This is a genomic window from Edwardsiella sp. EA181011 (assembly GCF_000800725.1).
GTDB lineage: Bacteria > Pseudomonadota > Gammaproteobacteria > Enterobacterales > Enterobacteriaceae > Edwardsiella > Edwardsiella anguillarum.
Genome location: NZ_CP011364.1, coordinates 2,734,134 through 2,758,209 on the forward strand (window position 1 = coordinate 2,734,134; position 24,076 = coordinate 2,758,209).

The 24,076-nt window shown below is 48.9% G+C and carries 18 protein-coding genes and 5 pseudogenes; 13 read left to right on the forward strand and 10 right to left on the reverse strand.

What is annotated here, in order from left to right:
- Positions 1–223: 223 nt before the first annotated feature.
- Complete coding sequence (locus QY76_RS11940; RefSeq protein ID WP_034165098.1) at positions 224–1,144, forward strand: LysR family transcriptional regulator; 921 nt, start codon at positions 224–226, stop codon at positions 1,142–1,144.
- Entirely contained in the window at positions 1,141–2,022 is an 882-nt protein-coding gene (locus QY76_RS11945; RefSeq protein WP_181937498.1) for a dihydrodipicolinate synthase family protein, read from the forward strand. Before QY76_RS11940 ends, QY76_RS11945 begins: the two co-directional genes overlap by 4 nt.
- Positions 2,023–2,109: 87 nt before the next feature.
- Here the strand turns inward: QY76_RS11945 and QY76_RS11950 are convergent, their stop codons facing one another.
- Both QY76_RS11950 and purB read right to left on the reverse strand, forming a co-directional pair.
- Positions 2,110–3,513, reverse strand: coding sequence for an MmgE/PrpD family protein (locus QY76_RS11950; RefSeq protein WP_235439397.1), 1,404 nt, complete (start codon positions 3,511–3,513; stop codon positions 2,110–2,112).
- Between the two features lie 109 nt (positions 3,514–3,622).
- Positions 3,623–4,987: an adenylosuccinate lyase gene (gene purB / locus QY76_RS11955; protein WP_045427611.1), complete on the reverse strand. Its 1,365-nt coding sequence runs from the start codon at positions 4,985–4,987 to the stop codon at positions 3,623–3,625.
- Positions 4,988–5,491: 504 nt separating this feature from the next.
- Between purB and metC the strand changes: the two are divergent.
- The 3 genes and pseudogenes from metC to fumC all read left to right on the forward strand — a co-directional run bounded on the left by metC (position 5,492) and on the right by fumC (position 9,915).
- Positions 5,492–6,660 (forward strand): annotated as a pseudogene (gene metC, locus QY76_RS11960) (cystathionine beta-lyase).
- Between the two features lie 36 nt (positions 6,661–6,696).
- The gene (gene dcuC / locus QY76_RS11965) at positions 6,697–8,061 is read left to right on the forward strand and encodes a C4-dicarboxylate transporter DcuC (RefSeq protein ID WP_045427608.1); all 1,365 of its coding nucleotides are present in this window, start codon (positions 6,697–6,699) and stop codon (positions 8,059–8,061) included.
- 442 nt (positions 8,062–8,503) lie between these two features.
- Positions 8,504–9,915 (forward strand): annotated as a pseudogene (gene fumC, locus QY76_RS11970) (class II fumarate hydratase).
- A gap of 131 nt (positions 9,916–10,046) precedes the next feature.
- Here the strand turns inward: fumC and QY76_RS18500 are convergent.
- The 3 genes and pseudogenes from QY76_RS18500 to QY76_RS19720 all read right to left on the reverse strand — a co-directional run.
- Positions 10,047–12,931: pseudogene (locus QY76_RS18500) on the reverse strand (autotransporter outer membrane beta-barrel domain-containing protein).
- Between the two features lie 149 nt (positions 12,932–13,080).
- A complete protein-coding gene (locus QY76_RS18795) occupies positions 13,081–14,193 on the reverse strand; it encodes a hypothetical protein (protein WP_235439399.1) in 1,113 nt (370 codons plus the stop codon).
- 80 nt (positions 14,194–14,273) lie between these two features.
- Positions 14,274–14,354: pseudogene (locus QY76_RS19720) on the reverse strand (ESPR-type extended signal peptide-containing protein); the annotation flags it as partial.
- Between the two features lie 213 nt (positions 14,355–14,567).
- Between QY76_RS19720 and QY76_RS19385 the strand changes: the two are divergent.
- Positions 14,568–14,922 (forward strand): annotated as a pseudogene (locus tag QY76_RS19385) (IS5/IS1182 family transposase); the annotation flags it as partial.
- Between the two features lie 143 nt (positions 14,923–15,065).
- Here QY76_RS19385 and QY76_RS18040 read toward each other — a convergent pair.
- Positions 15,066–15,719: a LuxR family transcriptional regulator gene (locus tag QY76_RS18040; protein WP_034165065.1), complete on the reverse strand. Its 654-nt coding sequence runs from the start codon at positions 15,717–15,719 to the stop codon at positions 15,066–15,068.
- A 302-nt stretch (positions 15,720–16,021) separates the two neighbouring features.
- On the opposite strand from QY76_RS18040, the gene QY76_RS18045 reads away from it, so the two are divergent.
- The 4 genes from QY76_RS18045 (at position 16,022) to QY76_RS11990 (ending at position 18,093) form a co-directional block, all read left to right on the forward strand.
- The gene (locus QY76_RS18045; RefSeq protein WP_049648823.1) at positions 16,022–16,204 is read left to right on the forward strand and encodes a hypothetical protein; all 183 of its coding nucleotides are present in this window, start codon (positions 16,022–16,024) and stop codon (positions 16,202–16,204) included.
- Between the two features lie 310 nt (positions 16,205–16,514).
- Positions 16,515–16,796, forward strand: coding sequence for a ribbon-helix-helix domain-containing protein (locus QY76_RS18050; protein WP_049703772.1), 282 nt, complete (start codon positions 16,515–16,517; stop codon positions 16,794–16,796).
- Between the two features lie 563 nt (positions 16,797–17,359).
- Positions 17,360–17,755, forward strand: coding sequence for a VOC family protein (locus QY76_RS11985; protein WP_034165064.1), 396 nt, complete (start codon positions 17,360–17,362; stop codon positions 17,753–17,755).
- Positions 17,756–17,796: 41 nt separating this feature from the next.
- Positions 17,797–18,093: a putative quinol monooxygenase gene (locus QY76_RS11990; RefSeq protein WP_034165063.1), complete on the forward strand. Its 297-nt coding sequence runs from the start codon at positions 17,797–17,799 to the stop codon at positions 18,091–18,093.
- Between the two features lie 609 nt (positions 18,094–18,702).
- Here the strand turns inward: QY76_RS11990 and QY76_RS11995 are convergent.
- A complete protein-coding gene (locus QY76_RS11995) occupies positions 18,703–19,014 on the reverse strand; it encodes a hypothetical protein (protein ID WP_049648824.1) in 312 nt (103 codons plus the stop codon).
- 621 nt (positions 19,015–19,635) lie between these two features.
- On the opposite strand from QY76_RS11995, the gene QY76_RS12000 reads away from it, so the two are divergent.
- Positions 19,636–19,887, forward strand: coding sequence for a hypothetical protein (locus tag QY76_RS12000; RefSeq protein ID WP_045427603.1), 252 nt, complete (start codon positions 19,636–19,638; stop codon positions 19,885–19,887).
- 104 nt (positions 19,888–19,991) lie between these two features.
- Here the strand turns inward: QY76_RS12000 and QY76_RS12005 are convergent, their stop codons facing one another.
- The gene (locus QY76_RS12005) at positions 19,992–20,186 is read right to left on the reverse strand and encodes a DUF2767 family protein (protein WP_015461414.1); all 195 of its coding nucleotides are present in this window, start codon (positions 20,184–20,186) and stop codon (positions 19,992–19,994) included.
- Between the two features lie 293 nt (positions 20,187–20,479).
- Between QY76_RS12005 and QY76_RS12010 the strand changes: the two genes are divergently transcribed.
- Both QY76_RS12010 and QY76_RS12015 read left to right on the forward strand, forming a co-directional pair.
- Positions 20,480–20,914, forward strand: a complete 435-nt coding sequence (locus QY76_RS12010) for a universal stress protein (protein ID WP_034165061.1) — start codon at positions 20,480–20,482, stop codon at positions 20,912–20,914.
- Positions 20,915–21,120: 206 nt separating this feature from the next.
- The gene (locus QY76_RS12015; RefSeq protein WP_034165060.1) at positions 21,121–21,306 is read left to right on the forward strand and encodes a GhoT/OrtT family toxin; all 186 of its coding nucleotides are present in this window, start codon (positions 21,121–21,123) and stop codon (positions 21,304–21,306) included.
- Between the two features lie 6 nt (positions 21,307–21,312).
- Here the strand turns inward: QY76_RS12015 and mrdA are convergent, their stop codons facing one another.
- Both mrdA and QY76_RS12025 read right to left on the reverse strand, forming a co-directional pair.
- Positions 21,313–23,226 (reverse strand): penicillin-binding protein 2, encoded by a 1,914-nt coding sequence (gene mrdA, locus QY76_RS12020; protein ID WP_034165059.1) that lies wholly within the window; start codon positions 23,224–23,226, stop codon positions 21,313–21,315.
- A 220-nt stretch (positions 23,227–23,446) separates the two neighbouring features.
- Complete coding sequence (locus tag QY76_RS12025) at positions 23,447–23,812, reverse strand: DUF805 domain-containing protein (RefSeq protein ID WP_034165058.1); 366 nt, start codon at positions 23,810–23,812, stop codon at positions 23,447–23,449.
- Positions 23,813–24,076 lie beyond the last annotated feature (264 nt).

Here is a 24,076-nt window from a genome sequence, read left to right on the forward strand (position 1 = left end):
TTGCTGATAATCTGTTCAACGGGTGTCGTCTGTAAGCATTAACGGCAACCGATACAAAAATGATACACAGAAAAAGTTTGAACAATGCCGTCCGGCATATAACTAACACCCCCCATCCATCGTTAACTGACTGACTCCGGAAAAAATTTATTCAATGCCTGCAAAGAAACGGATTGTTGATTTAGCTTAGCGCGGATAGTGTGAAGAGATGAAAGGTCAAACTATGATACAAATACAACGTCCTATACCCAATTTAGAATTAGATCTGTTACGCACTTTCATTGCGGTAGTTGAGGGAAATAGCTTTGCCGCGGCTGCCGAATCAGTACATCGTACGCAGTCTGCTATCAGTCAACAAATGCAGCGCCTGGAGTCTCTCATCGGTAAAGAACTCTTTGCCCGTAGCGGCCGAGGAAAATCATTGACCGAGCATGGCGTGAAAATGCTGGGTTATGCCCGCCGTATCTTAAACCTAAACGACGAAGCATGCCTTTCATTAATGTACGACGATGTTGATGGCGTGCTGCGTATCGGTTCACCGGATGATACGGCCAACACAATCCTGCCAGAATTACTGGCTCGCTTTTCAAAAGCTTATCCGCGACTGATCATCGAAATCGTGGTTAAACGCAGTCCTTTCCTGATGGAGATGCTCAAAAACGATGAGATCGATATGGCAATCTCTACGGCGGAATGCACTGATTACTCAGGGTTTATTTTACGTTCTTCACCTTCTCTATGGTTCTGTGGCCTCAATTACAAGTTTGTCGCCGACACGCCACTGCCGCTGGTCTCGCTGGATGAACCCAGCACCTACCGTAACATGGCTATCAACCACCTGGAGCGCGCTGGTATTCCCTGGCGGATTGCTTATACCGCGACAACCTTATCCGGTGCCAGGGCCGCCGTTGCGGCCGGACTTGGGGTAATGGCGCGCTCCATTGAGTTATTTGGCGATGATTTATGTATTTTAGGGGAGAGCGAAGGGCTCCCCAAACTACCGAATATTAAATTTAACTTATATATCCGCAGAAATAACCCGCCCAAGGCTGCTAAAGTTTTATTCGAATCTCTGTATCAGGAGAATTTTTCACCTGAGCGACCTTATGCCGATGCTGTGATTTCCAAGGAGGCATTATGCTGACTCAGTTTTCTGGTATTTTTCCCTATCTGGTCTCACCGGTCGATAATCATACTGGTAGAGTATTGGAGCACCCCCTGCGCAAGTTGGTTGAGCATCTGATCCGCTGTGGCGTCCAGGGGCTCAGTCCCCTCGGTAGCACGGGTGAGTTCGCCTATCTATCCCTTGAGCAGCGGGAGGATATCGTGCACATTGTGCTTGATCAGGCGGCGGGAAGAGTCCCTGTGATTGCGGGTGTGGCCGGGTTCTCCACCCATGAGGCCCTGAGACAGACAGAGCGCTATAGCCGCCTGGGGGTTGATGGCATTGTCTTGATCATGCAGAGGATGTTTCCAGTTTCTCCTGCTGGACAAATGCACTTTTTTACCGATGTGGCGGAAAAATTTAGTGAAACCTCAATAACGCTGTATACCAATCCCGGTCTGCTCGGTGCTGACATCCCATTGGAGGTTCTGGATGAGCTTAGTTATGTAAATAATATTGAATATATTAAGGATGCCTCAGGGAATACCGGGCGTATTCTAACGATGATTAATCGTTTCGGTTCACGCTTACGTATATTTAGCGCCTCGGCACATATCCCACTGGTGGTGTTTCAGTTAGGGGGCGTGGGCTGGATGGCGGGGCCAGCCTGTGTGATTCCAAAACAGTGTGTCGAGCTCTTTAATCTTTTTCAGGCTAATCAGCTCGAACAGGCAATGGCACGGCAAAAACAGCTATGGCGAATTAATGAGGTATTTACCCAGTATGCGCTAGCCGCCTGTATCAAAGCGGCATTAAACATTCAGGGGTTTGCCGTCGGGGATCCTATTTCACCGCAGCAACCACTTGGCGCAGATGCCGTTAATGCATTACATCAAGTGCTCGCCGAAATACAATGAAAATGACATTTGGCATCGTTGTTTCGATGCCAAATTCCTTACTTCTTACTTCTTACTTCTTACTTCTTACTTCTTACTTCTTACTTCTTAGCGTGACCCATCATTTAAATTAATAATATCGCTTAACTGCTCGGAGAGCTCGATGATAGGGTTATTATCGAGAGAATTAACTAAATCAATAATCCGATCTGCTGCTCGTGGCTTAAGAATTCCATTGACATTATCACGGAATTTTCTTTCAACATCGCCAGGCAGCATAGGGTTTTCCGGATGGCCATAGTTAATATCGAGGCGCTTAGTCACTTCACGGCCATCGGTTAACGTGACGATAATGCGCCCCGGGAAATATTCCGGGAATGGGATCTCTCCCTCTTCGCAATAACGGAACGAGATCTTTTCGGCCAGCGCGAGAACCTCTGGGCGATCCAGCTCCGTCGCATCGAACGATCGGAGACTGAGCCCGTCATCGATCATGCCTGTTGCGGCTAACCAAGGCAGGCTAAACTTGGCGGCATAAGGGGTCCCGGGAGTAATTTTAGTTTCTGCCGGCTCACAAATCAGAGCCCCCGCCACCGGATCCACGACACACTGGATCTCAACGATGTCTTCGGGAGCAATGCCATCGTGGCGTAACATGCGGACGCAATCGACGCTGGCATGAGCGAAGTGACAGCAGGGGTAAGGCTTAATTGAAACATTCAACAGCTCCCACCGCTGCCCCAACCCCCTGCCGATCTGGCCCGGCACGGAGCTATGATGCAGACCGTGGGTCATGAAGAGGCCAAAGCGCCCTTCGAAAATGGTCAGCGGACCCGTCATGCCCGCCTGGGCAAGGCGCGCGGCCAAGATAGCGGAGTGGGCTGCCCAGCCGGCGTGAAAACACTTGGAGGAAGAGCTGTTGCTCAGGTATTCCGCCACACCGGAGGCTTGGCTACCGGCCAGGCCGATAGCATGGGCACACTCTTGGGCCGAGAGTCCTAACAGGCGGGAGGCCGCGCTGGCGGCACCGAAAATACCGGCGACGGGGGTCGTATGGAAGCCGCGCTTATGGAAACTTCCCTGTGAGGCCAAGCCAACGCGAGCCGCCACTTCCCAACCGATAATATAGGCTGACAGCATCTCTTTACCACTGAGATTCATATCTTCGCTCAGAGCCATCACCAGTGGGACCAATATGGCGCTACCATGGGTGATCGAGTCGGTATGGGTATCATCAAAATCCAGCGCATGAGCCGCGATGCCATTAGCCAGTACAGCATACTCCGGTGAGATCGTAATCGAGCTTGCCCAAACATGGCAGTGGCTTGAGGCCTTCGCCAGGGTACTTAGTACACAGCGGGCGTTAACCGCGGCAGCCTGACGTGTTCCGGCGATGGCAACCCCCAGCGTATCCAACAAATGGAGATGCGCCCGTACAATCACAGCTTCCGGAATAGTATCTAGATCAAATCGAGTAATAAATTCGCTGATCTGCTCGCTTAAGGTCATCATATTCATTCCAAATCAGGACATATTTTCCAGGATAGTCATCTGGAAATTCTCAATGCAGGGATAACGCCCCTGGAGTAATGCGGGTGGCCTCCCCCGCCATCCCCCATGACTAATTCAGCCATCCCTTCGCGTTGACTTGCGCGATAACCTGATCCACCTGCTCTGGCGCGCTACCAATATAGGTGGTGGGATCTAAGGCTGCATTCAGCTCAGACTGACTGAGTATCGCCATGATTCGTGGGTTTTCGGTCAGGGCGTGGGCAAAGGTAGTCCCCTCTTCCAGCCCCTGCATTGCGGCCTCATAGATCAACTCATGGGCTGTCTGCTTGCCTGCCTTCTCGGAGAGAATAAACATGACTCTCTCTGCCAGCATAAAGCCACCGAGGAGATCGAGATTACTGCGCATCTTATTTTTATTTACCACCAGGTCTGACAAGGTAAATTTCATGTTATCCAAAATGATAGATAACATCAGGCAAATCTCAGGCAGAACTTTCCACTCCATTTTCCAGATGGCGCCATCACGCTCATGCTGGTGTTTCATTAGGTCGAGAAGTAGGGAAACGTTACCTTTCAGTGTATTGCTAACACAGGCCGCATTCTCGGTCGTCGCGGGGTTACGTTTATGGGGCATTGTAGAGGAGCCGACCTGCCCCTTAGCAAACGGCTCGGCCACTTCATCCAGCTCATTATGGGCCAGCAAGAGAATTTCATTAGCAATTTTCCCCAGCGTCGCACCGATCATCCCGAGAACCATGCCATATTCACAGAAGCGGTCACGGACCGGCTGCCAAGAGATCTCCGGCACATTCAGCCCCAAACGTGACAGAACGCGCCGCTCCAACTCATCGGCCTGCTCTCCAAATGAGGCTTTAGTTCCCACCGCGCCAACCACACTTCCAACAAAGAAGCGTGGCTCCAGCTGCACCAGACGCTCGTAATGGCGGGTAATCTCAGCGAGCCAGATAGCACTCTTGTGGCCAAAGGTAATCGGAATGGCCTGCAGGGCCAGAGTACGACCCGCCATCGGCGTATTACGGTGAGTTTCCGATAGGGTTAGCAATGCACGGCCAATGGATTTCAGCTCACGTAAAAAGACGTTATGGGCCATTTTAAATTGCAGCATCATCCCGGTATCCATCACATCTTGAGTCGTCGGACCGAAATGCACATACTCGCCGAATCCCTTAGTACAGGCATGCTCTAGGCCGCGGATAGTCGGAACCAGCGGGTGTTTGGTCAATCTGACCTGTTCCAGAATGTAATCCATATCCAAACATTCTACGTTGGCACATGCCACTATCTCCTCAGCGGCTTCGCTGGGAATAATGCCTAGCTCAGCCTGCTCAATAGCCAGCGCGGCCTCGTAATCCAGCCACATCTGTATCCGAATATTGTCAGAGAAGATCTCACGCATTTCTTCAGTAGACCATAGGTTTTTTAGCAACGCTGAGTCAAAAACACCGGTAGACATCGTATTTAATCTCCTGATAGTAGAATCCACCAACCAGAGGAATATAATTACATTAGCCAGGCTTACGCTAATGGAAATGCTTCCTAGAGCAAACAACCTGCCGACCAATACTAAAATAAAACGCACTCTGTTGATACGGATATAGGATTAATAATCCTTAACGACTCTTAAACATTATTTACCTAACACATGAAAATGCACATAATCTTACCTGTGACTTGTCCAACTTTTCTTCAACCCTCTATTTTTTATAAGGTATTTGAAACTCATTAATCTAACCTTGGTTATCTTTAGAATAATTAACATTTCAAGATGAGAACTAGGTCTATTTTTAGTGATGAATGATTTTCAAGCTAATTCTGATTATGCTAGCGTAATTAAGGAAAATAAAACCGGCTAATGCCGCCTCTCCAACTAAAAGTAGTTTAGTATTTGGCGCATACACCTTTCTATAGGTGTATATGCATCATTCCGTTAATATATTTATTATAAGGCATGGACAAAATGACGCAAAACCGTAAAACACAACTAATTCATAGTGGTCGAAAGGCATATCAGGGTATGACGCCGGTAAACCCACCGGTAATGCGCGCGAGTACAATTCTTTTCGATTCATTAGAAATCTGGCGCGATGTCCGCAAGCGTAGAGAAAGCGAACGGTTACTCAGCTATGGTGCTCGAGGTACGGATAATGCGTTTGCTCTGGAGCAATTAGTCACCGAATTGGAGGGCGGATACCGTGCTTGGCTGTTCCCTACGGGACTAGCGGCAATTGCGATGACCATCATGGGCTATGCCCGTTCCGGAGGACACGTTCTGTTTGCAGATTCGATTTATGAACCGGTCCGGAAAATTGCCAACGCCTTCTTGAGCCCCAATAATATCCAATATGATTTTTTTAAAACCGACGGGAGTGATTTTGAATCACTACTACGCCCGGAGACCCAACTAATATTCGTAGAGTCACCGGGCTCCTTGCTGTATGAAATGCTTGATCTGCCTGCTATCTGTCACATTGCCCATCAACGGGGAATTCCTGTTGCAGTGGATAATACCTGGGGATCTGGGTATCTCTATAATCCGCTGAAGCTAGGTGCCGATGTATCCGTCATTGCCGCGACCAAATACCTGTGCGGCCATTCTGATGTCATGATGGGAATTATTGTTGCCAATCAAGACGCATGGGAAAAGATTGGCGCTCTGCCGGAGGCATTGGGCCAGTGCAGTAGCCCTGATGATGCCGCTTTAGTCTTACGTGGGGCGCGAACTCTAGCCCCCCGCCTTGAAGTTCATGGCCAGTCGGCCCTGTGCGTTGCCAAATGGCTACAACAACGTCGCGAAGTCAAAAAAGTATGGTTCCCCGCACTGGAAGATCATCCGGGCCATGAGTTGTGGGAACGTGACTGCACGGGAAGTAATGGATTACTGACCATTGAGTTTAAAACGCAATACAACACGACGGACAGTGATAATTTTATTAATAGCCTAACGCTGTTTGGTATCGGCGCGTCTTGGGGGGCTTTGAGAGTCTCGTATTACCGGCCAATGTGCACGGAGCCCGCAGCGCCTCCGACTGGAGTACACACGGCCCATTCGTTCGTCTACATATTGGGCTGGAAGATGTCGATGACCTTATTAACGATCTAGCACAAGCATTCCGGGTATTTAAATAAAGACTAAACCGTTGCCAACGGTGATGGGAGAAAACTATGCTGGAACTTATTTTGGCAGGACTAGTCACTACACTGGTGGTGTATCTACTGGCTAAAGAATACAAACCCCAACCAGTACTTTTACTGGGAGGGATACTATTACTTACTCTAACGGCAGTATTTGACTTAGGCACAATATTGCCCGCAGAGAAAACCACCCATTTAAAGTATTTTGATATCTTTAAGATATTTTCTGACATTCTTAGCCTAAGATTAGCAGGACTTGGTTTAACATTGATGGCGATAGCGGGTTTTGCCCGCTATATGGAGCACGTGGGTGCGAGCAAAGCATTATTCTCAATTTTTGAAAAACCGCTAAAATCGGTACGCTCACCTTATATGTTGTTAGTCATTTCATTCCTGGTAACCCAGATCCTGGTGATCTTCATCCCAAGTCATGCTGGATTGGGTATGCTGTTAATGGTGACAATGTATCCAATCCTGATCCGTGCAGGGGTCAGTCCACTCTCCGCGCTGGCCGTCATCGGTTGTTGCCAGTTTATTGATCATGGCCCGGGCTCCGGTAACGTCATCATGGCAGCTAAAACGGCTAATCTGGACCCAGCGACATACTTTATAAAATATCAATTACCCGTGACCCTTCCTATCATCTTTGTTGTGGCAATTACTCACTTCTTTATCCAGAAATGGTGGGATAAGCGTGAGGGTTTTGTATTCAACCCAGCACACATTGATAAGATCGATCACCAGGATAACGACTGCCCACCACGTTATTATGCCATATTGCCGATCATTCCATTGATCCTGATTATAGGCTTCAGCCCATTAATGCAGAAGGTGATCAAATTAGACGTTACTACCGCAATGATTATCAGCACTACTATCGCACTGTTCTTTGAATATATCCGCTTACGTAGTGCTAAGGCCGTACTTGATAGTTTCATGCTCTTCTTTGAGGGAATGGGTAAACAATTTGTGGTAGTGGTATCGCTGATCGTTTCCGGTGAGTTATTTGCCAACGGTCTGCTCAAAATAGGTGCCGTAGATCAGCTGATTACTACAGCGCAAAGCGCTGGCCTAGGTATTGGAACCATGATCGTTGTCATGAGTTTTATCCTGGCGCTGGCAGCCTTCCTGATGGGGTCAGGAAATGCGGCATTTTTCTCATTCGCGGCACTCACGCCAAGAATCGCGGCTTTCTTGAAGATCGATGTGGTGACCCTCATTTTGCCGATGCAGGTTATGACCAGTTTTGGTCGAACGGTATCCCCCATTACAGCAGCAATTGTTGCAATCTCTGGCATCGCTGGCGTATCGCCATTCCAGGTAGTGAAACGCACGGCGATCCCTATGGCTGCCGCGGCAATAACCAACCTGGGATTGACCTTTGTCTACCTATGATAATATTATCTCTTATCTATCGCGTCGTGGAAAATAACGATGGCAGCACTTGGTAAAATAGGCCTGCTCGGCTCCCACCAGTATCATCAGGCTGGCGGGAACTCTATTTTCAGAGTGAAGTTATCATTCTACCCTTCATTATTCACATAACGTTTGAGAGCAAAACGGAGCATGGCCTGAGCCCCAAATAAATAACACACCAGCAATAGCAATAGCAATAGCAATAGCAATACACATGTTCATTCCCTCGTGAAGATCATGCCAAAGGCATCTAAAAACCAACGCAAGTCACAGAGAGAATCACCAATGCTGGTATCTCGACATCGATAGATTAACATACAGTATAAGTTAGCGTTCTCCCCTGCTATCAATATACTTTGAGTAAATGTTGGATTACCAAGATGCCCCAGTTATTTATCACAATGTAACTAAGGAATTAATTATGGTAGATCACCGCAGTGAAAAAGACTCGATGGGGGTTATAGATGTAGCGTCTGATAGACTATGGGGGGCGCAAACTCAACGCTCTCTGGAGCATTTCCGGATTTCTACCGAGAAAATGCCGCGGGTGCTGATCCATGCCTTGGCACTGACAAAAAGAGCGGCGGCCAAGGTTAATCAGGATTTGGGACTGTTGGATACGGATAAAGCTGCGGCAATTATGCAGGCAGCGGATGAGGTTCTCGCCGATCGCCATCCCGATGAGTTTCCCCTGGCCATCTGGCAAACGGGCTCCGGCACCCAAAGCAATATGAATATGAATGAGGTATTAGCAAACAGAGCCAGCGAACTGCTGGGTGGGGAACGCGGTATGATGCGGAAAGTTCACCCCAACGACGATGTCAATAAAAGTCAAAGTTCGAATGATGTCTTCCCCACCGCAATGCACATCGCCGCCGTACTGGCGTTACATCGTCATCTCACGCCACAGCTAAACCAGTTGAGAGCAACCTTAGAAAAAAAATCGCAGGCATTTTCCAATATAGTGAAGATAGGCCGGACCCATTTGCAAGATGCCACACCACTAACGCTAGGACAGGAGATCTCCGGCTGGGTGGCAGCGCTAGAGCATAACCTGAAACATATTGAATCCACCTTACCACATCTATCTGAATTGGCGCTGGGGGGACAGCCGTCGGCACCGGATTAAATACCCATCCTGAATATGCCTGCCGAGTCGCCGACGAACTGGCAGCGCTTACCTCAGAACCCTTTGTCACCGCCCCAAATAAATTCGAGGCCCTGGCAGCCTGTGATGCGCTGGTTCATGCACATGGCGCGTTAAAGGGCCTAGCGGCATCATTAATGAAAATTGCCAACGATGTCCGCTGGCTAGCTTCGGGTCCTCGCTGCGGGATCGGTGAGATCGCAATACCGGAGAACGAACCTGGCAGTTCGATTATGCCGGGCAAAGTTAATCCGACGCAGTGCGAGGCGATGACCATGCTCTGCTGCCAAGTCATGGGGAACGACGTGGCCATCAATATGGGCGGGGCATCGGGGAATTTTGAACTCAATGTCTATCGGCCGATGGTGATCCACAATTTCCTGCAGTCAATACGGTTGCTGACCGATGGCATGGACAGTTTTAACCGACACTGCGCGGTCGGTATCGAACCCAGCCATCAGCGGATCGATCAGTTGCTCAATGAATCATTAATGTTAGTTACGGCGTTGAATCCCCATATCGGTTATGACAAGGCCGCGGAAATTGCCAAGAAGGCGCACAAAGAGGGACTCACATTGAAAGCGGCGGCATTGGCACTCCACTACCTGACGGAGGCAGAGTTTGATGCTTGGGTGCGCCCAGAGCTCATGGTTGGCAGCCTGAAACCCACGCTAGACAATGCGTAGTGAATGACCGGTGCCTTATTCGGGGGCAGAAAATATCCTCCGAGAGTGGATTGGATGGACTGACCCTGGATTGCCAAGCGTGGTGGGGTCAGTCCAGAAAAACCGGGGAATAATCCCCGGTCAAGTTGATATCAAAAGTTGTACTTAATACCTACCATTGCACTAGTATCATTGTACCCCTTATCCCCCATCTGAGTGCCGACATTCCCCACAGATTCACTCGTGGATTAATCTGCCCCTCAATACCGACTTTCACTTCGCCGAGATTGCGGGCGCCAGCCTGAGTGATGCGGACGCCATCCATAGTTGTACTGAAGCTACGGGTATTATGCAGCCAGTTAGCTTCAATAAAAGGTTCGAATTCACGCTCTTTACCTGCATCCATCGCATGGTGGCCTTTCGAGTAGAGCCTTAATCCCAAGCGAGTTTGAACGTTACCATCTCCATCATTATTAACTCGGGTACCATTGTTCTCACGATGGTCGTCAGCCCTCACCCCCATCCAGATTGCTTGTGCCTGGGGTTGGATAAACCATTGATTGCGCATACCATGACTACCAGTAAATTCGCCCATTTTAAACGTATAGCCGGTTTCAACTGAAGCCGTAATACCTTTTGAACTGTAGGATTCATCAGAAAGCTCCTGCCCATTTACGTGGTTATTAAACCAGCTGTACTGGAGCCAGCTGTCCACATACAAACCGGCTTTATCAACATCATTTGCAAACCAGGTTCCGTAAGCTCCAACGCTATAACCGCTGACAGATCCCTTTGAACTGTAACTGGTTACTGAAGAATGCGTATTATTTTTGTTATTACCGTAGCCGGCCATCAAACCAAAATGAGCGCGATCAAGACCGTCTGAAGACCACTGAGCGATATCACCGCCCAATTGAGAAACATAACTGTTACTCTGTGTTTTTAATTGACCACTACTGTCGTGCCAGCCATTATGACTGCCAATTTGGCGTAGCCAAAGGCTAGTAACTTTTTTCTCACCAGTAATCGCATCAATATACTGAGTTTCACCGAGACGGTCATGCAGGGTTGTATTAAACATTTTGTTGGCTGCAGCAAGGTTTTCCACATAGCTGCCCCCTTCCGGACGAACATCCGGCTGAGGAACTGGATTTCCATTATTAACTAGATACCAATTGTTACTACTATCGCCTTTCCCTCGCACCAGCGAGTAGTCATATGCACCAGCCACAATTCGCCCATCTTGAGTAAACTCACCTGCCGAACTCCCACCTATAGAAATAATCTCAATACCATTTATGGCCTCATCACCTTTCCCTCCTGCATTGGTTATACTTACCCCAGTTTTCCCTGAAGTGTCGCCGGTTACCACAAGTTTATCCGTCAGCGAACTATCATTTCCGAGCACAGTATTAAACTGCAGATGTCCACCATCACCGATATAATTTCCATTTACTGTCAGAGTGGTACCTGCAACAGGATTGTTATTTGCATCATTATGACCAATAACTATCGTACCGCTATTGGTTAATTCTCCGACCTGGTACTGTGATTGTCGGGCAAGAGTTGTTGCCGCAGGCAGGGCGAATGTAGCATCATTCTGACCAAGATATAAAACGCCTTGATTATTTAATTTTCCACTACCCAGCGCCTGGGTAGCAAGCATTCGGATCATACCATTAGAAGTAATAGTGGTATCTGCAGACATATTTTCATTATTACTGCTTACCGTCAGCGCCCCTCCAGTGACGGTAAGACTTCCTGCTCCAACCAGTGTGCCAGCTACAGAGCCATTATTTACCGTCAACCCGCCCTGGTTAAAATCGAAGGTGCTGCCGGTTTCTGTGTTCAGATTCTGTAGCGTTTGGGTATAGCCGTTCATATCTAGATGGGTTCCATCAGCCAAATTTAGCAATTGGGTATTCCCCAAGACATTATTATTACCCATTTTTAATCCGCCAGCTGTCACCCATGTAACACCGGTATAACTGTTTTCACTATTTGACAATGATACATCAGTATCTGTATTAATGCGTAGATCACCCTTACCGACTACTTGAGCACTTAGGTCAGCTTCATTTCCAATATTACCCTCTGCTGTCAGCGTTAGTGCATTATCACCTTGTGCTAGAAGCTCTACTTTGGTCAGTCCATAATTGATATACAGCCCGTCGTTGTTATCGCTACTGGTCAGTCGATAATCATAGGTACCTTTAGCAATCGTTTCTCCGTTCTGGCTGATATCAGTTATGATGGCATCGGAAATAGCATTACCATTTTCATCTATTAAATTAAGGTTACCACCACTACCCGCTACGCTCCCTTTGCTATCCGCTAGTTTGACCATAACCCCGTTATCATCCTGCTGAAGCAACGGGCGTGAACCATCCGGCGTGTGGGGAGTATTTATAAAGCTATCGCCATTGGTGACCTGGATAGTTCCTGTACCTGTAAGATCAAGATTTGTGCTAGCTTCAATAAATTTGTCACTAATCATACTTCCTGGTGAAACGTGACCAAATACAAGCGTTCCTCCATTGAAGCTAATACTACCAATATTTTTTATTCCATCACCAACAGTTGTTATATTATTATTCCCGATATGTAGCGTGGCGTTTTCAAGTGCGGTAGTGTTATCTCCATCCAGAAGAAATTCATTATTTTCGAGAAGCACATCACCGGTAAATTCATTACCAACTGATGACGCAAAATCAAAGTTACCACCATTATTCATTGCAATAAACTGACCATCACCAGTAAGTTTATTATTAAATTTAAATGAACCACTGGTATCAGCAATGAAAGACCCGGAAGCGAAAATGTTTACATTTCCAGAACCAAAGCCAATATGACTATCCGTCACATCCTTTGCTGTTCTCCCCACACCAACCACATTCCAGTTCCCCATATAACTGCTATTGTCACTGACGATTTTTGCATCACCAGAAATGGTTGTATTTCCATTTCCATTCAATGTGTTAGCAAAATCAGAGCCATCAGCATATGCTATATCTAGCCCCGTAGTAGGGTCAGTCATGTCTGTATTAATAGCAACACGTCCAGCTCCTAACGCTTTGTTATTGGTGATCGATAGTAAACCACCGTTTATTACGGTTCCACCATTATAATTTGATGCAGAACTTAAAGTTGTATGCCCTGTCTGCTGCTCAACATTGCCTATGCCATTTATTGACACATCAAATACATAACTATCCGCACCGATTCCATGTGGTTTGTTATTGTTGAATATGATTTTATTTTTTCCGTCCCCTGACATGGTGATGCTATTTGCAGAAATATCCGCTGGAGAGCCATATTTTGAGTCCCCAATATAAAGATTAACCCCCCTCCAGCTACACTACTGATATTAATATCCTTGGCGCTTTTGACTTTGGCTGCATGGCCAAAAATAACATCAGTCGTATTTCCACTTACTGTGGATGATATATTAAAATTGCCAAGCGTTGTTATCCCAGAACCAGTGCCATTAATAATTTGCAGCCCCTTTCGTCCAACGTTTTGCCCTATTAAATTGATATTGCCATTGACATTTACAACAGTAGAGTAAATAGCAGCATCAGTAGAAACATCGTTTATATTAGATGATAATCTAACATTATTTATCAATGTAAAATCACCACCGACATTAATCCCATAACCTTTATTATCATTGGTGGTAACAAGAAGACGACCATTGGTTGTATCGAGATAGAGATTGCCGCCAACATCAAGAGTTGAACCACCAAGTAACTGAAACGAACCCCCAGATTTATTAATTATAGTCATGTTGTTTTTAACATAAATATCACCAGCCAACTCCGAAGCACCTGCCGAAGCAATATTGAAATTATTTCTATCAGCTTCAAGATCAATACTGTCCGCATATAATTTAGCGGTCGTAGTTGACGAGCCAAACATCCAGATGGTTGCATCCGTTGCGCCAGACGAAGTTTTTAAGTCGCCAACTGACAGAATTCCGGATGAGCCTCCTTGCTGTGTAGCATCAAGACCGCCCAGATGGGCTCCGCCTATTTGCAGCATACTATTGTTTCCCATCAACAAGGTTCCGGTGTTGCTGGCAGTTAATGTTCCCCCATTTATCCACAAAGACGTATTACCACCACCGGCAGGGGCCATATTCAATGTTAAGCTATCTAACGGATTTGAAACAACGACATCTGCTCCGGCATCAACCTGTACCGTTGCCGTAGTATTCCACTGCAAGCCGTCTGAAATTGTTGTTGAAGAATTGAAATCAGTATAGCCATTAACGTCGAGTGCATACGTATTCCCGGCCATAAGAGGTAATGCCAGGGCAACCAGATAAACATTACCTTTGACTTTAGATCCCGACCTGGGGGATGAACTTTTTTTCTCCCTCTCCCCAACTCAGATGCAACAGTCCATTCCATAATTGCATGATTCCATATGACACTATAGATTTTATTCATTTGTTTCATCCCAAGAATTTAAGTAGAGAATAGCCTCGACTTCTAAGCATGCGGAACAATCGATGGTTTCTGTTGCAAAACATTACCAATGGCACTAATGATTATATCAACCATTCCATAAAGCGCGAGAATCCATGAAAGATAACCTTCCCCCTGCATTAAGCAGTATCTTTTCATCACCTGAGTATAGTAATGTCATGTTTTCACAGCAGATTATACTACGGTACACCACAGTGCGATTTTCCTGAACGATACGGACTATGGGAAACCCATTTACAACCGATTTAATCGATAATAAAAATCAGAAGTGATTAATATCATTTTCAATGAATTACGTTTATCTCTTAACTTTCACCGTCTTACCGATGGCCGTAATACCAGTGCACTCAAATGTGCACCTGAGCACAAAAAAACATCCCGATATCACCTGAGATGGCAACCTGGGTTGCTCTCGCGGTGGTTTTTGCACCAAAATCCATCTAGCTATAGACGGAAGATGTCTCCCGTTAAGCATCGTACAGAGCCCGGACAAGCCCACGAAAGTCAGTTGGTACAATCTCTTTTTCCTGATAAAGGTAGTTTGTTGCAAAGCAACCTATCTCAAAGAGGATTTATTCGACAAATCTTGTTAAAAATCGTCTTCGAGGACGTTTTTCAGGAGGATAGGTGAAAAGTCATTCAACCGCATATCAGTACTACATCGATAGCTCCACCTATTTGTCATGTCTGATACGTTATTTTCACGGGGAAAAACACACCTTCCTGGGGGAATATATTGACTAAGCAAAGCCTGAAATGTAGCTCAGATATACTTTTAACCTTTAACTTTCGCATAACACTACGTTTATAACTAGAAATTGACTTCACGCTTCTATGTAATTGCCCTGCAGAAATAGCGGTTCCTTGGCCATCCACGATAGCCCTGAGAACCCGGAATTCTGAGTGATTAAGTGGAGCTAGACAAAGCTTATAACCGGTTGAATTATTTAAAGCGCAGATAAGCGCATCAGGCTCTCTTTGATATCTATCACACTCAAGCACGCCATTGATGACATCATCAATAACGGCGACTATTTTTTTCATATTTTCAATGGAGAGCCCAAGACTAGCAACAATTACCTTCTCATTTAAAAAACAAATACCATCGGCTTCCTGATTTGTTTTTACACCATCAAGTATGATACAAAAATCATCATCAATATTAACAGCTAATTCTTGAAGTATGCAATGCTGACTAGCACTGTAAGGCAATTCAGCGGTAAGTATTCTAATACTGACATCTTTACCTGGCTGAGCAAGACTGTGGTGAGACAAAAAGAAATCAGCAAAACCATATGCAGCAAAGGATTCATTTTTGTTAACGAACCGATACATGATAATATGCTCAGAATAATGAGATTACATGACTATTCACATAATCCTGCTTTTTTATTGAAATTGAAAATTAAAAATTCTAATTGTGATTATTAGCAAATCAACAGTATAAGCGTGCCAGCATGCTTAGTTAATGGATGTGCAATTTCGCCCGGGTATAAGTATTAAAACTGACGTGAACCGACCTGGCTCGTTTACTGACACAGCAGTAATCTGACTGGCTGACCACTCCCCCTTTGTTAAGTACCAACGTAAAGTAGTGCTTTCGGTCTTTCTTCTCCTGAAAAAAGAGGTTTTCTGGCATGGAAAAGATACATTATATCGAGAAACAGGCTGCTTTTGCTCTGAAGCAAACCGAAACCGGCACTCAAGTAGAGGAAGTCTGCAGAAATATGGGAGTTTCCAAGATTAATTTTCACAACCAGGAAAAGTTAAAGCAACATACGAGCAACATTCCTTTAGGATGGACGTCTGAACGCTCATAGGTTACTGTCACTGGACGATATGCAGGAAAATATCGAGCAGTGGCAACATGCATATAACCGAAATAGCCCCATGCATCGTTAACTAGCTAGATCCCAGGGAAATTTATCCCAAGTCGGCAAAATGCCCGGCGCTCTGATGTGGCCAGGTTCTAATATTGTGGGGAACTCAGAGCCGTCATCCACAGCAAACCAACAGAGAAAGAAGCGTAAGGCTATCACCACCCCGTGAGCTATCGCGTAGTACTGGAGTACTACGCGATGGTCTCCATCCATGTTATAGTTAACACTTGTTAGCAATCAGGTATGGTTTATGTGTACAGTTTTTTCTGGGCAAAGCCCTTTTAATTATACCAGTAGTGCCCGCTCCGTACGTATCTGTGGTCACGTCACCAGCATACGCCTAGAAAACAAATTCTGGGAGATATTAGAAAATCTCGCCATATCTCAGGGAAAAACGTTAGGGCAGTTTATCTCCAAGCTCTACATGGAAGCCTTAGATAATAAGATCGATATGAAAAACTTCTCATCATTGCTGAGATGCTCATGCTTGATACACCTCGAAAATACGGTTGCTCAATTTAGTGAGGCGTAACATGGCACACCTAAGACACCGTCATCACTCAAACATATAGCCGCCTCAACATTCATCTGCACCGTGCCGCCTTTTATCTACGGCGAGAGGCTAACCCCGTTTATCTCTCGCGCCGGTCACCCCAGTCATCCCTTCGCTTTTTAATACCGTCTGCCAGTCAGCGTCTCTGGCCGCTTTCTGCCGTTTAGAAAGGAGCGATGACAGACTATCCTGTACGCAGGATGTTCTTCGTTATATTCATATTCAATACACCATGGTCGCGCTGACACACTCACCCACCGCATACCGCTCTGGCGCAGGTTGTCGCATATCAGATCAAAGCAATCCATATGCCGGTGGCTGATTGGCCTGACTATGTGAGCCTACCCTCGGCATATTCCGCGCACTCTCTGGGAAGCAATGTAAAAGAGGCCTGGCAGTACCGATAAGCCGGTGTCCGCGGCCCTCGCGTCCAGGTAACCATCCCCCACCAGGAAAAATACTTCGGTAGTAAATAGCTACTACCCTCAGTCAGCAACAAAACTCTATCTTTATCCTCATTGATAACAGCGGGAAAGCGCACCATGGCCAAAATGATACACTCAATGATTCGAGTTTTTGACTTGGATCGATCCATCAAATTCTACGCTCAGGCATTACAACTCAAAGTGAAGCAACGATGTGACTTTGACGATTTCTCCCTCGTCTATCTTACTAATCAAGAAAGCGCATTTGAGCTAGAGTTAACCTATAACACAAATAGAGATACTCCTTACTCGCATGGCTCCGGCTATGGGCACCTTGCTGTTACCGTTAGTGATATCAACACCACACATGCCGCATTGCTTGTAGCAGGATTAACACCGGGAGAAGTTAAGACATTTCATCATCAAGGAGAGGTACTGGCAACGTTTTTCTTTATCAGTGACCCTGATGGCTATCAAATTGAATTTATCGAAAGAGCCGGAAGATATCAATAAACTGCGCCCATAAACAACTGCGATTTAAAAGAGGAATCACGATGATAAACTTAACCGCCACCTTTACAGCGAAGAAAGGAAAAGAAATCATGCTTCGTGATATTTTGTTGAAGATGGTCAAGGTAAGCAGAGCGGAGCCTGGCTGCGTGCGCTATTTCTTATATGAAGACAGCCTCCATCCCCATGTTTTAGTATTCCAAGAACAATTTATCGATCAGGTTGCATTTGACCACCATTGTAAGATGCCTTACTTTATTTCATTGCTCAACGAAATAACAGGGATCGTGGAGAAAGCCCCTGAAATTCAGTTTTTAAAGCAGATTGAACCAATCTCCTAATCGTCGTGTAATAATCGTAATCGGTCGCGATAGCAAGTAGCATGTGGTTCAATCGGAGTAACGGTAGCGTTTAGCCAATAAACCACTATTCGTCCCTTCAGTCCGTTGCCGTTTAAACCGTAAATCTTCAGTAGTAGTTCATGGAGATGGAGTTTATATCGGTAGCGGTACAGATTCCCACGACGAGCGTCGGGAGTTCCCGGCAGAATTCGGCTATGTATCGCCTCCGTGGACTTTTGACTGGTCGATAAAGATTTAGTTATAAGAATCGCCGCTGATTAGGGCCTTACTCACGATCACCGGCGGTTGTTCCAGCCGTAGCGCCGGGCATACACGATACACTCCCCGGCCGTGCAAAACGATATTCAGCGCGTCTGGTACGGTGGTGCCCAGGGGGACAACGTAGTCGGATCTCGGGGAGCTATCTCCCCAGCGATCCGCCTGGCTGGCCGGCTGACCGGCTGACCAGTGCGCTGACGCCATGGACGTTAGCTACATTCCAACGGCGCCATAGCGCTATACGCCAACGATCTGGCGGGCCTTATCCGGCGCTCTCCTCGCCGCCTGGCCGCCACGCTTCACCGCACGACGTAGCCGCTATTATCTTGATCACGGCAGGAGCAGCTGCTGCTTCAGCCAGTAGTTCTGCTGACACTCACTGATAAAAGATTTGTATCTGGGCGTAATACCGACCTCCTCAGCATTCAGCACCTCCCATTTAATCCAACACTCCGGGCAAACGCTCCCGTTGGAGGGGATCAGGTCATCCTCTCTCATCAATAATAACTTTATCTCTCCATTAATCTCCCATAGATTAATGACGATGCTCACCTCAGCCAGCGGGTCAATTTTTTCAGAATGATAAATGGATTGACATCCGGCGTCATTATTGAGGCATCGCTTTATTATTTCAGCAAGCATAGGACGTAACCTGGCATTAAATCAAAGCGTGACCCTCATTATATCCGCTGGCGGAAAAATAAAAAAACCAGAATAGAGCCATACCGGGTTAGGCGGCGGAGCCTTCCCCCCTTTTCCGCCTTCCGCGCCAGCCCACGGGCCAAGCGCCTCAGATTAAGCGCTCACGCCACCGGTGGCGTCCAATAGCTCTCTCTCCCCTTGAGGCACCGGCAGGGGGATGCCAGGCCGCCTGAATGTATCATCCCCCTTCGCCCCTCGTCGTGCTGAGCACCGTTACGGATTACGGTGCAGGCAACGGGCTGCCACATAGCGAAGCGCCCCCGGATCCTCTGTCATGACTCATCTTATCCCCATCGTTTGTCCCCTCATCGTCAGTGGGGGAGCGATATGGGCGTGCTTGAACACATCGTACCGACGCCCTCTTCGGCCGGATCATCGACGCCCCGCCTTTCTCGGCGGGCTGGCGGCTGACCCCCATCGCACCGGTAAACTCTGCCGCACACACCGGCGGGGGATGTGGCAGGCGTTTGGCTATCTCGCTCATCCTACCAAGCCGCGCCGGATCGGGATCGCGCTTAGCAATGCTCGCAGCCTATTCTCGGGGGGCTCAGTCAGCACGGCATGATCATAGAAAAAAACCTTGTCGCGCTGGAGTGCGACCTGATCGATGACGTTTCGCGCGCGGAAAGCACCGCCCGGGACCGCCACAACATATGGTTCTGGAACACGACGTCAGCGTTTCTCTACAGATGGATCGGCCAGTCCAGTCAGCTGCGGCAGCGCAGGAAGCCGAAACATCATCATGGTGCCAGGGGCAATGCCTTTTCCCACGACGTTACCCCGCGGCAGGTGATTGAGGCGCGCCGTCGCTAATGAAAACGTCCGGTGCAAAACGGGCATCTGAGATGGGATGTGGCGGCAAGAGGCATACGAGTGATAGCGCCGTCATCCTGATGGTATCGGGCGTGGAGCGCGCCCTAGAGATCGCCCAGTATATCGATCGCCGTCTCCGCTATCTGCCTCTGCCGGGGCGCATGCTCCGCCATCGACGCATGGGCCTGCAGGTGCGCCAGAATATTCCCGCTGTTTACTTCCAGCCCATGCTGGTGCAAACGGATCACCGCCAGCCCAATGAGTTGACAGGCTTCATTGAACAGCAACGCGTCTTTCATTACACGACCTCGCCAAAAACAGGAGTCAATCCGGGTGTCTCCCCTCGATCTGGCCTGGCAAACGTCCGCAGCCGCCATCGGGAGACGCTAATCTAACCTATCACACCCCGGCCCACATCGACAGTACCCGCGCCATCCCCGCCGCCGTCATCGGTGACATTGGCTCGACCGTGCGGCGGCGGATCGGCTGCATAGGATTATTTGGGGTGAACTCGGCGCCCGGAAAGGGAAAACGGGCTACACTTAACAGGCAGGGCCATTACTTTACTTTTGCCTAAAAAACAGGAGATTGTATGTACAAGACCATTCTGGTTCCCATCGACCTCACCGAAGATAACATGTCCAGACTGGTGATCCCGCACGTAGAAAACTTCGCCAGACAGGAGGATGCGCATATCCATTTCCTGGCCGTGCTACCGCCGCTGAGCAGTTTTTACGGCATGGGCTCGCTGCCGGTCGGCCACTATCCGTCAGAAAAGGATCGTCTACAGCATGCCGAGGCCGGACTACGGCAGGTGGCCGCCCAGTTTAACCTGCCGGAGGATCGCGTACACTGCACGATCGCCATCGGCGCCCCGCGCGACCGGATCCTGCTGCAAGCTGGGGAGATCGGCGCCGATCTGATCATCGTCGCCTCACATCGCCCGGATATTACCACCTACCTGCTCGGTTCGACGGCCGCTTCGGTCGTGCGGCACGCGTCTACCGCCGTACTGGTCGTACGCTGAGTCCCCTCGCCGCAGGTGTCATGCCGGCTTGCCGCTGAGGCGGCCGGCAATCCTCTGCCGCCGGAGAGGATTCCCCCTTGGCGCAGGGGCGAAAATTTGCCATCATAACTCTCACACACAGCGTTTACATTTTAGCGATACCGCAGGTGTCGCATTGCGTCGGGCTCAGCCCTGCGCCACTTATTTGATTATTTATTAGGTTACACATGCATCCCGAAATCTGGTCGTTTATTAAAACGGCCTACTGCGTCGGCGTACTTTTTTGTGCGTTCGTGACGTTTTTTGCCACGAAAGATCCCTCCATGAAAATACGCCTGCTGTCAGCCGTTATGGTAGGACTAACCTGGCCAATGAGCTTTCCGCTGGTCGTGGTCTTCTGGCTCTTTATGTAGCCCTCATCAAACCGCACGGCGCAGATCCGGCGGGGCGCTTGCCCGTGGCGCCGCTGGCGGCGATACCGCCGCCGGGCGGAAGATATAGTCCAGTATCGCGCGGGTGACCGGTGCCGCCGTCACGCCGTCCCCGCCGCCGTTCTCCAAGATTACCGCCATCGCAATGCGCGGGTGGGGATACGGGGCGAATACCGTATAGAAAATATGGTCGCGCAGCCTGACCGGGATCATCTTGGCGTTATAGACCTGATTCTGCTTCAGACCGAAGACCTGTGAGGTCCCTGACTTACCGGCAATTTGATAGGGCGCCGTATGAAAATACTTATATCCGGTGCCGTTGGGATCGTTGGCCATACCGTACATCCCGCGTTTGACGATGTCCCAGACCGGCGACGTCTGGGTGGCGATTTGCGTGAAGTGGCTCTGGCGATAGGGCACGACCTGCTGGCCGCGGCGGATAGCGTACAGCAGATGCGGCGTCACCACTTTGCCGTTGTTAATCAGGATCCCCAGCGCTTTCACCATCTGAATCGGCGTCGCCGTCCAATATCCCTGCCCAATGCCGACGGATACCGTATCCCCCTGGTACCAAGGCTTATGATGCACCCGCATCTTCCAGTCGCGATCGGGTAAGACCCCACGCGCCTCTTCATCCAGATCGATGCCGGACAGTTGACCATAGCCAAACTGGCTCATCCACTGGTGGATGCGATCGATCCCCATCTCATAAGCAACCTGGTAAAAGAAGGTATCGGCCGACTCCTCAATGGCCTTCACCACATTCAATATCCCGTGCCCGCTCTTCAGCCAGTCTCGGTAACGACGCTGGGTGCCAGGCAGCGTCCACGTCGGGGCGCCGAAGAAGGTCGTCTGCGGGGTGATCACCCCCGCCAGCAGCGCCGCGCTGGCCATATAGGGTTTCACCGTCGAGGCTGGGGGATAGATCCCCTGGGTCACACGGTTAATCAGCGGCAGCGCCGTGTCATGCAGCAGCGCGCTATAGGCCTTATAGGAGATCCCATTAACGAAGGGGTTGGGATCGTAGCTGGGGCTGGAGACCATGGCCAGAATGCCGCCGTCGCGCGGATCCATCACCACCACCGCTGCCCGCTGCCCTTTCAACACCCCTTCAATATACTGCTGCAGCGGCAGATCCAGCGTCAGATACAGGCTGGCGCCGGCGTGGGGCGGCTGCTCTTTCAAATAGCGCACTATCCGCCCGTGGCTGTCAACCTCGACCTCTTGGCTACCGGTCTTGCCGTGCAGCAGCGATTCGTAATAACGCTCGATCCCCTGTTTACCGATATCGTGGTCGGCGGCATAGTTTTCCAGCTGCCCCTCGGCGTCGAGGCGCTGCAGATCGCGATCGTTGATTTTAGACACATAGCCGACCACGTGCGCCAGCTGTGCCCCGTAGGGATAATAACGCTGCTGATAGGTCGAAAGCATCACCCCGGGAAAGGCAAACTCGTTGACCGCAAACCGGGAGACCTCGCGCTCACTCAGCCCCTCCTTCAGGGTAACCTCGGCAAAACGACGGGCGTGCTTCATCGCCTGGTGGAAATCGGCAATCTCCTGAGGCGTCAGATCCAGCAGCGGCGTCAGCGCCGCTAGCGTCTGGTCAAGATGGGGGATCTTGCCCGGCACCAGCGAAATCTGGTATAGCGTCTGGTTTTCCACCAGCGGCGTACCGTGACGATCGTAAATCAGTCCGCGCACCGGCGACACCGGCAGGGTTTTGATGTCGTTCGCATCCGAACGGGTCTGATATTCGGCGTGATCCTGCACCTGAAGGTGGTACAGGTTAGCGACCAGCACGGTGAAGCACAGGATAACCAGTACCAGCGCAATCAGCGTGCGGCGCAGAAACAGCGCCGACTCGGCACCATGATCGCGAATGGCGTCTTTTAACAAATTCATGCAAATGGGGGCACGGGCGGCATGCGCAGACGCCGGGCGGCTGCGATACGGCATAGCAAGTAACCTAAACCGTTAGGTTACGCACAAAACGCAGCCCGGCCAACCGTCCGGTTGCTAATCTTCTAGCTGCATTGTTTCAGAATATAAAATATGACGCAAAATGTGACGGGCGGAGATAACCCAGAGATGGCCCGACCCTCAGGCCATCTCTGGCACAGCGTCAGGACAACGCTTTCGGGTTGGGGCCATAGGCATTGCTGTCGCGTTGGCTGTCCGACAGGGTGAAGATCAGCAGCACCAGCCAGCCGATAAGCGGGATCAGGCCAATCAGCGCCCACCAGCCGGTGCGGCCAATATCATGCAGACGGCGCACCAAAACTGCGATGGATGGAATTAATACCGCCAGACTATAGAGGATGGTCAGGAACCCCTCCCCGTTTTCAAACGTCCAGCCCAGCGCCTTTTGCACCATAGCCAGCACGATGGAGATAATGCAGTTAATCAGGACGAACCACCAATATTCTTTGCGGCGCGCCCGACCGGAAAATACAAAGTAATTTTTGAGAACCTTCAGATACCAGTCCATTATCATTTCCTTTTACGCCAGCTCAACTGCAATGAATTACCATACTCCTTCACTATTATGGAATTGGTAGGGTCATTAATCCAGAATCCCCAGCGTTTTTTCCCGACGGTCCGGCGGCTGTATGCAAAATAAACGCTTCTCTTCCCGGCGATCATTTTCTACACTGCCGTATGCAGAAGTTATGTAAAGTGCATACATTTCCTGTTCTACATCATGTTTACCTGCCGGGGGTTTGCTATAACTCTCCCCGCTGCGCGGTATACC

Excerpts from the sequence above, each read along its gene's own strand:
- QY76_RS11940 (WP_034165098.1), top strand. The coding sequence starts at position 224 with ATGATACAAATACAACGTCCTATACCCAATTTAGAATTAGATCTGTTA.
- QY76_RS11950 (WP_235439397.1), bottom strand. The coding sequence starts at position 3,513 with ATGATGACCTTAAGCGAGCAGATCAGCGAATTTATTACTCGATTTGAT.
- purB (WP_045427611.1), bottom strand. The coding sequence starts at position 4,987 with ATGTCTACCGGTGTTTTTGACTCAGCGTTGCTAAAAAACCTATGGTCT.
- dcuC (WP_045427608.1), top strand. The coding sequence starts at position 6,697 with ATGCTGGAACTTATTTTGGCAGGACTAGTCACTACACTGGTGGTGTAT.
- QY76_RS18795 (WP_235439399.1), bottom strand. The coding sequence starts at position 14,193 with ATGGCCGGGAATACGTATGCACTCGACGTTAATGGCTATACTGATTTC.
- QY76_RS18040 (WP_034165065.1), bottom strand. The coding sequence starts at position 15,719 with ATGTATCGGTTCGTTAACAAAAATGAATCCTTTGCTGCATATGGTTTT.
- QY76_RS18045 (WP_049648823.1), top strand. The coding sequence starts at position 16,022 with ATGGAAAAGATACATTATATCGAGAAACAGGCTGCTTTTGCTCTGAAG.
- QY76_RS18050 (WP_049703772.1), top strand. The coding sequence starts at position 16,515 with ATGTGTACAGTTTTTTCTGGGCAAAGCCCTTTTAATTATACCAGTAGT.
- QY76_RS11985 (WP_034165064.1), top strand. The coding sequence starts at position 17,360 with ATGGCCAAAATGATACACTCAATGATTCGAGTTTTTGACTTGGATCGA.
- QY76_RS11990 (WP_034165063.1), top strand. The coding sequence starts at position 17,797 with ATGATAAACTTAACCGCCACCTTTACAGCGAAGAAAGGAAAAGAAATC.
- QY76_RS11995 (WP_049648824.1), bottom strand. The coding sequence starts at position 19,014 with ATGCTTGCTGAAATAATAAAGCGATGCCTCAATAATGACGCCGGATGT.
- QY76_RS12000 (WP_045427603.1), top strand. The coding sequence starts at position 19,636 with ATGATCATAGAAAAAAACCTTGTCGCGCTGGAGTGCGACCTGATCGAT.
- QY76_RS12005 (WP_015461414.1), bottom strand. The coding sequence starts at position 20,186 with ATGAAAGACGCGTTGCTGTTCAATGAAGCCTGTCAACTCATTGGGCTG.
- QY76_RS12010 (WP_034165061.1), top strand. The coding sequence starts at position 20,480 with ATGTACAAGACCATTCTGGTTCCCATCGACCTCACCGAAGATAACATG.
- QY76_RS12015 (WP_034165060.1), top strand. The coding sequence starts at position 21,121 with ATGCATCCCGAAATCTGGTCGTTTATTAAAACGGCCTACTGCGTCGGC.
- mrdA (WP_034165059.1), bottom strand. The coding sequence starts at position 23,226 with ATGAATTTGTTAAAAGACGCCATTCGCGATCATGGTGCCGAGTCGGCG.
- QY76_RS12025 (WP_034165058.1), bottom strand. The coding sequence starts at position 23,812 with ATGGACTGGTATCTGAAGGTTCTCAAAAATTACTTTGTATTTTCCGGT.